The organism is Parabacteroides massiliensis (assembly GCF_900155425.1).
In the GTDB taxonomy this organism is placed as follows: domain Bacteria; phylum Bacteroidota; class Bacteroidia; order Bacteroidales; family Tannerellaceae; genus Parabacteroides; species Parabacteroides massiliensis.
Genome location: NZ_LT700190.1, coordinates 470,382 through 478,492, shown reverse-complemented (window position 1 = coordinate 478,492; position 8,111 = coordinate 470,382). Strand labels below are relative to the sequence as shown.

Below are 8,111 nucleotides of genomic sequence, written 5' to 3'. Positions count from 1 at the left end.
AATCGTTCCATGATCTCGATGTTGTTTAAAACATATAACCACTTCTTATAAAGTGTATCACACTCATGCAAAGGTAACACAAATTTCGGCATTTCGATATAGATTTCGTTAAGTGTTTCGCTGAAGGGAAGCTTCAACTCACGGTCCATACGCACGACATCCCAGCGGTATTTCTCCGGACGGGACAGGTCCATGATGTAGCTCAGAATACACACGACATACACTTTGCTGATTTGGTAGTTCCAACGTTTGCGAATTACTTCATCCGGTTCTTTCTCAAGCTTTTCCTTTACGATCATTGACTGCTGCTGGATCGCGAACGAGGCATAGTACAACACTCTGTCGGAAAAATATTTCTGCCGGCTTTTCTGCATCTCGACTATGAATATTTCTCCTTTTTCATTCTCACAGAAGATATCGAAGACAGCCCGTCGCTGATCTTGTTTCAAACCGAGCATCTCGACGTTCCGAAACGTAATGTCAACGATTACTTCCTGTTGGATGACTTCATTAAGGAAACTGATGATAAGATCCTTGCTTACTTCGCTGCCGAAAATCTTTTTCCAGCCATAATCAGAGAAGGGGTTGACAAATTTGTTCATAATTAAATGTTTTAGTTGCAACTGTTATTACTTCAATGACAAAGATAGAGAATAAATCCATATTCGACCAAAAGAGAGATTACTTTAGCTGGAAATAAAAAGAGCCATCCGTACATAACGGACAGCTCTCTATTTCATATCAACTGAATCTTAATCAAGAACAACGAAGTGCACGGCCCAATTTCAGAATCGTGTTTTTCGTAATGCCGTTCAACTCGCAAAGTTTAGAGACAGTCGTACCGTATTTGGCGGCAATAGCGCCCAACGTATCACCCTGCTTCACACGGTAATAGACCGGAGCCGCCTCTTGTTGTCCGGCTTCGGAAGCCTGGTTGATCGAAGCGACTGCAGCAGCATCAGCCTCAACGGTCGTTTTCACCGTTTGCTTTACATTTGCTTTCTCAGCAGGGGTTGCTTTTTCGCCTTTAGCAGACGTGACCGCTCCGGCGCTGCAACGAATGGACTGTCCGATCCGCAAAACGGAGGTGCCTTTCAATCCGTTCAGACGACACAGCTCATTTACGCTGGTTCCATACATCCGAGCAATCTTACCTAACGTATCGCCCGATTTCACACGGTGATAAACCATCCGGTCGGAAGAGGAGGTGTAAATATTGCTTTTGCGCCCGTTGATCTTTACGTTACGGAAAACATAAGTATCTTGATGAGGCACACCATTTTCGAAGTCTATAATTTCAGCCGGATTAATAGCCTGTCCCAAGAAGCGGGTTTCAAAATGGAGATGAGAACCGGTAGAACGCCCCGTGTTACCGCCCAATCCGATTGTTTCTCCGGCACGCACGATCTGGTTTTCCTCAACCAAAATCTTAGATAAATGCCCATAGATCGTTTCCAATCCGTTCGGATGGCGAAGCACTACGTAATAGCCGTATCCACGACGCTCGAAAGCCTTGATACGGACCTTTCCGTTAAAAGAAGCCCGGATCGTATCGCCCCTCAACACCTTCAAATCTATTCCTTTATGCATACGGCGACGGCGAGGGCCGTATTTAGAGGTAATTCTTGCCATAGAATCAATGGCAATAGGATAAACAAAAGAAGAGCAGTCTATTGCAAACGAATCCGGGAAGTTGACTTTTGCCGCTCCCCGAAACGGATCAACCCATTGGTTCTCCCAATTGGACCCATACAGCTCATCGGCGGGAAACATCAAGTCTTCCTTTTCTTCCATTTCAATCTCGCTGAGGGTGGCAAGTTCTTTCAGCTCCATATTTTTCCGGATATTGACACGGTCTGCCATCAATTCAGAAACACGTTTATCCATTTTCTTTATATGAACTGTTTGCGTCGGATCTCCTTCATCTTTTACTTTTGCCTCAACGGTTGACACTAAAATAGTGGTACAACATATAAACAGTAATGCTCGTATCTTCATCATTTTTATCCCTTTCGACAGTAATTCTGCGATGAAAAATCATGATATAGAATGATTTATTCCATCGCTATCTCGTCAAAGTTCGTAATTTTGAATAAGTCAGCAAAATCCAATAATGATAAATTTCCACTATGAAACCAAAGAAAAGTAAAAGCAAACTTTTTATTCTCTGATTTACAGACAATTTACAAAAAACATGTTTCACAACATATCAACTGATCATACCCCAGTTTACCTTCTTTGCGAAAAGAGTTTTCAGCCGTTCGTTCAATATCTGATTAGGTTCGGACAACAAATCGGGGTCTTCGTTCAAAACATCCTGGGCTATATCGCGTGCATACTGAAGAATTTGCCCGTCAGCTGCCAGATTGGCGATCTTAAGGTCTATCCCCTCTCCGCTCTGGCGCGTTCCTTCAAGATCGCCATGACCACGCAGACGCAAATCGGCCTCGGCTATCTCGAAACCGTCGTTGCTGCCCACCATTATTTCCAGACGTTTGCGCGTCTCGTTGCTCAGTTTATAGGAAGAGACGAGCACACAATACGACTGTTCCGCCCCACGTCCCACCCGGCCACGAAGCTGATGCAACTGGGAAAGGCCGAAACGTTCGGCGCTTTCGATGACCATCACGGAAGCGTTCGGCACGTTCACGCCAACTTCTATCACGGTTGTCGCCATCAATATCTGCGCTTCGCCGGAAACGAACTTCTGCATTTCCGTTTCTTTGTCGGCCGCCTTCATCCTTCCATGGACCATACACACCTTATATTCCGGGAAAACTTCCTTGAATGTCTCGAACCCTTCTTCCAAATTCTTATAATCCAGTTTCTCGCTGCCCTCGATCAGAGGATAAACGACATAGACCTGCCGGCCTTGTTCGATTTCCTTGCGAAGAAAGTCGTATAGCTGCGCTTTCTTGTTATCATAACGATGCACGGTCCGGATCGGCTTACGCCCCGGTGGCAACTCATCGATCACCGAGACATCCAGATCACCGTATAGCGTCATGGCGAGCGTACGGGGAATAGGCGTCGCGGTCATCACCAAGACATGAGGGACGACCACATTTTTCGTCCACAACCGGGAACGCTGTTCTACCCCGAAACGGTGCTGCTCGTCTATAATAGCCAGGCCGAGAGAGGAAAAGACAACCGTCTCTTCGATCAACGCATGCGTCCCGATCACAATCTGTATCTCACCGTTCGCAATAGCCGGCAATATCTTATTGCGTTCCTTCTTCTTCGTCGATCCGGTCAGCAGGGCCACTTTTATATCCATATCTTTCAGGAACCCCATGATTGTCGCATAATGCTGAGTCGCCAGGATCTCCGTCGGTGCCATCATGCAAGCCTGACAATGATTATCGACCGCCAACAACATGGAGAGCAAAGCCACCAATGTCTTCCCGCTCCCCACATCGCCCTGTAGCAAACGGTTCATCTGCCGTCCGCTTCCCATATCGGCGCGGATCTCGCGGACAACACGTTTCTGCGCATTCGTCAGCTCGAAAGGCAGATATTCCTTATAGAACGTATTGAAACAATCTCCCACGAAAGGGAAGACAATGCCTTTCAACTTCAACTTACGTTGGTTGGAAGTGCGGAGAATGTTCAACTGGATGAAAAACAGCTCGTCAAACTTCAGGCGCAACTGCGCTTTCCGCAGTTTATCGACCGACTCCGGGAAATGTACATTCCGCATCGCTTCATGAAACGGCATCATGTGGATACGGTTCAAGACAGCCGGAGGGAGTGTTTCGGGAAGCGTCCAGTTCAAACCGCTCAACAAAGTGTACTGCAAATTCTGGATCGCCCGTGAATTGAGGAACGACTTCTTCATCTTCTCGGACGTATTGTAGAACGGCGTCAGCCCGTTGGCGACTTTATCCGCCTGGTCCAAAGTGTCGATATCCGGATGAGGAATATTATAGATGTGCCCGAACTCGGCCGGTTTGCCGAACACGATATAATCGACGCCTGTCTTGATCTTGTCCAAAACATAGTTAATGCCCTTGAACCAGACCAAGTCGATCATCCCCGTCCCGTCCGTGAATTTCCCGATCAACCGTCGTGTACGTCCTTCGCCTACCGTATCGAAAAACAAGATGCGCCCCTTCAACTGTATATAAGGCATTCCGTCGGTCACTTCCGCAACTTTGTAGAAACGACTCCGGTCAATGTATTTATACGGAAAATAGAATAGCAAGTCTTCATACGAAGAAATGCCGGCTTCCTTCTGCAATATCTCCGCCTTTTTCGGGCCAACACCCGGCAGATACATGATGGAACGTTTGTCGAGATCGAGCATATTTATAAGCCTAAACGTTGTTGTTTCTTCTCTAATGTATTTTGCCCCACCATATAAGCATAAATAGCGGCTGGAATAAACAATAAGCGAACTTCTCCCTGCTGCCGATTTCCACTCTTAGAAATACTGGTCACCACAGCATCCTGCAAATCATTATTATTCAAAAAATCCAACAAGGAACGCAAATCGCCCGGATGCTCATAATAATGATTACTCCATTTGATCTCTACAGCCCAGACCGGTTTCTGCGTCGCGACATGCAGTCCGACAAGATCAACTTCACCTTGTTTCCTCCCATTCTTCCAATTTGCATAATAAACTTGAGCATCACTACGTTGAATCCATTGCGCAAATATAGTCGTTTCCACCATATTCCCCATTTCCTCATCCGTGCTTTGCAGCGGTTGGAACAAAGCACAACGGAGCGAAGGATTCGTCAGATATATCTTAAAAGAAGTTGCCCGCTGGAAACGCTTGGCATTCTCGTCCGTCTTATGGATCACACGGATCAAAAAAGCCGCTTCCAAATATTCGATATATTTCCGAATCGTCTCCTTCTTCACACCGGACTCTTTCGACAATTTCTCATACGAGAACTCATGACCGGAATGATAGGCTATAACCGTAAACAGAGTATTCAATTCCTGAACATCATGAATTCCATACAAACTCGGCAAGTCCCTAAGCAACACCTTGTCAATAATATCATGCCGGATATACTGCCCCGGATTCAATTGAATTTGTTCCGAAAAGACGACCTCCGGATAACCACCGTAATTCATATAATTCAAGAACAATTCGTTCAAGCGGTTCATATCGACCGCCGTATAAGCGGCAATCTCCTTGCCGTTCCACTCAATAACAGATGGGACGATCAGGTTACTGAAGTTCTTCAAATGTATGAACTCATTAAAGGTCAATGGGGGAAGCATAAAGTCCGTAAAACGCCCCGCCCCACTTTCCATACTCTTCTTTTGCAAAGCGGCTGCAGCCGAACCGGACGCAATGAACTTACAATGCCGAAACGTATCAACCAACGACTTCAAATGAATTTCCCAATCTTTCAAATATTGGATCTCATCGAAGAAAACATAAAACACATCTTGGCTGTCCACCTTTCCGACCGCTCCCTTGGCCAAAGAAAAAAGCGTTTCCAAAGAGATACGGCTATAAATAGGTGTATCAACCGAAACATACATAATACAATGCGGATCCACCCCTTCTTCAATCAAACGTTGGATCGTATGATAAATCAACACAGTCTTCCCCACTCGGCGAGGCCCCATCAAAATAACGGAACGTCTTACTTTGACATCCTTCACTATCGGAAAAAACAGATCAATATACAAACGACGTGGCATCGAGTTGTAATCCGGATCGATAACACCGCTCGTCCACCAAGGATTATCAATATTCATCCGATTGACTATTTGCTGCTTCAAAGGATCTGTAAGTTCCATAATGCTTTGTTCTTTTAAGAAACAAAAATAGCACTTATTTTCTTATTTACTACAATTCGATCAGAATAAGCATAAAATCACATGCTTATTTTGCAAGCAGCGCCTTTGCCACCAACAGATCGAACGGAGTTGTAATTTTTATGTTTTCCCGGTTTCCCGGAACAGTCTTGACCGGATGTCCGAAAGCTTCCACGACCGAAGCGTCGTCGGTAAAAAACGCCGAGTAAGGCTGTTCATACGCTTTCAAAAGCAAGTCATACTCGAAAACCTGCGGGGTTTGCACCGCCTGATAACGCGAACGGTCGACCGGACGGCTCGACTCGCCGGTAAACTCGCGAAGAGAATCGACCACAGGCACAACCGGAATAGCAGCTCCCGACACATCGGCCTCCGTAAAGCACCGGCCGATGACTTCGGGGGCGACAAAAGGCCGTACTCCGTCGTGCACAGCCACCAGTATCTTTTCATCCCTTCCGGTTGCGTTTCCTATCTCATCCGAAAGGAAACGCAATCCGTTCCGGACGGAGTGAAAACGCGTTTCACCTCCGTTCGCAATCCGATGCGGGACCCGGCAACCTATCTCCCGGCAAAGCATCTCCCAATAAGGTTGGTGATCTTCCGGAAGCACCAGGACCAGACCGGCAGACGCATCCCAACGGTGAAAAGCCTCCAACGTATGCATCAGGACAGGCTTCCCTTCCATCGGGATAAACTGCTTCGGCAAGTCGCTTCCCATACGCAACCCGCGACCTCCGGCGACTATCAGGACATATCTCTTCATCACTCCAGCTCCTCCAACACTTTCTTGACCTCTTCGTCAGCCTTGTAAAGCTTTTCCTTGCACAATTTGATCAGCCGGGTCGCTTCCTTTACCTTTTCAGAAAGAATATCAACGTCCAGATCGCCATTCTCTATGTCGGCGACGATCTTACGGAGTTTCTCTACTGCCTCATTATATGTTTCTGCTGTTTTAGACATGATGCTATCAATATTTGATAGCGAATATACTATATAATCAATTATCAGACAAATTATATATCCATTTCTGCTCTATCTGCATTTATTTCAGCGAAAACACATAACCTATCTGAATCGTAAAAGTTCTATTGGATATGTTTTTATCGCTTTTTACAGGAAAAACACTTGAAACATCAGAACATCCCAAATCATACAATGCGCCTATTTTAAAGTTATACATGATTAAATCCGCTTTAAAGCAAGCCCCAATATCCCAACGGTTGAATCCCGGAAATCGTTTCTTGCCATATGCCTGAGTTTCAAACGAAATCGGTTCAAACGAATTAATACCTATCGCATAGCTTCCGTCCATCCTCCCCAAAGTCGACTTGTTTATGATCCCATACGAGAAATAAGGACCGGCACTAAATTGAAATAAAAGATCTTTATAAAGAGTCTGTTTTATTGAGAACATAAGCGGAAGCCTCAAGTAAGTAACCTTCGTTTCCATCGTTACTAACTCTACGTCAAAAGGATACTCTTCTATATTAAGAGAACCAATCATATTATTCGCCCCTTTCTGAGAGAGGAAGAGACCACTTTCTATCCCCCACAAATCTGAAAATCCATATCTTGCTTCTACCCCCAAATAATAACCTGAAAAAGAATTTTCCTTTTCTATATTCGAATAAGAAGAGACATTCATTCCCACACTCGGAACCCATGTTATCTGAGCAGCAACAGAAATAATATTCATAAACAATACAGCCAACAGAAGCAATCGTTTCATTTTAATCAGTATTAATATTTCAATTCGTTTTATTTGATATTTATCAAGGGCAAAATTAGACTTCCTCTCTGAGTAAAGTACTCAAAAATGAATAAAGCACATGTATATCCCCTACACTGGTAGTATATTCACAGTGTCTAATTATAAACATATACAAACTTCTATCGCTATATTTATCGGGAACAAAGTTACTAAAATATTTTGTTTATCATATAATATCTACAATTCAACATCGACTTTTTCATTTAACATCGCTTGTTTTTGCAGTAACTTGCACTAAGTATATTGAAAGTTTGTCTTTGTACTGTAAATATATTATTTTTGTGATATAATATAATAACACATGGAAGCAGTGATAAGAAAACAAACTTCGTTCCGTTTGCGTGAAGATTTGTTGCAACTTTTGCAGGAACACGCAAAAAAAGCAAACAGAAGCCTAAATAATTTTGTAGAGAGCACTTTAATGGACGCTATGTACACCGAACCAAATGCAGAAACGATCGCAGCCATCGAGGAAGCACGTTCGGGAAAAAGTGCGGGTACGGTAGACACAAGCAATTTTGAAGCCTTCATGAAATCAGTGAATGAGATAGAATGA

8 protein-coding genes are annotated in these 8,111 nt (G+C 44.3%); 1 reads left to right on the top strand and 7 read right to left on the bottom strand.

All coding sequences use genetic code 11. The features are described 5' to 3' along the window. From BQ9893_RS09395 to BQ9893_RS09365, 7 genes are all read right to left on the bottom strand, one after another. Window positions 1-602, bottom strand: a 602-nt coding sequence (locus BQ9893_RS09395; protein WP_075965790.1) for an Rpn family recombination-promoting nuclease/putative transposase, incomplete at its 3' end; no start/stop codon positions are given. Window positions 603-756: 154 nt separating this feature from the next. Next, window positions 757-1,998, bottom strand: coding sequence for a M23 family metallopeptidase (locus BQ9893_RS09390; protein ID WP_075965789.1), 1,242 nt, complete (start codon window positions 1,996-1,998; stop codon window positions 757-759). A 211-nt stretch (window positions 1,999-2,209) separates the two neighbouring features. Further along, window positions 2,210-4,306, bottom strand: a complete 2,097-nt coding sequence (recG, locus tag BQ9893_RS09385) for an ATP-dependent DNA helicase RecG (protein ID WP_075965788.1) — start codon at window positions 4,304-4,306, stop codon at window positions 2,210-2,212. A 2-nt stretch (window positions 4,307-4,308) separates the two neighbouring features. Further along, the gene (locus tag BQ9893_RS09380) at window positions 4,309-5,766 is read right to left on the bottom strand and encodes an ATP-binding protein (RefSeq protein ID WP_075965787.1); all 1,458 of its coding nucleotides are present in this window, start codon (window positions 5,764-5,766) and stop codon (window positions 4,309-4,311) included. 85 nt (window positions 5,767-5,851) lie between these two features. Then, window positions 5,852-6,547: a 2-C-methyl-D-erythritol 4-phosphate cytidylyltransferase gene (locus tag BQ9893_RS09375; RefSeq protein WP_075965786.1), complete on the bottom strand. Its 696-nt coding sequence runs from the start codon at window positions 6,545-6,547 to the stop codon at window positions 5,852-5,854. Then, complete coding sequence (xseB, locus tag BQ9893_RS09370; protein WP_075965785.1) at window positions 6,547-6,744, bottom strand: exodeoxyribonuclease VII small subunit; 198 nt, start codon at window positions 6,742-6,744, stop codon at window positions 6,547-6,549. The genes BQ9893_RS09375 and xseB overlap by 1 nt, the downstream gene beginning before the upstream one ends. Window positions 6,745-6,826: 82 nt before the next feature. After that, entirely contained in the window at window positions 6,827-7,513 is a 687-nt protein-coding gene (locus BQ9893_RS09365; protein ID WP_075965784.1) for a porin family protein, read from the bottom strand. Between the two features lie 343 nt (window positions 7,514-7,856). Here BQ9893_RS09365 and BQ9893_RS09360 point away from each other — a divergent pair, with 343 nt between their 5' ends. Continuing rightward, window positions 7,857-8,111 carry a toxin-antitoxin system protein gene (locus BQ9893_RS09360; protein WP_075965783.1) on the top strand — a complete coding sequence of 85 codons (255 nt, stop codon included), beginning with the start codon at window positions 7,857-7,859 and terminating at the stop codon, window positions 8,109-8,111.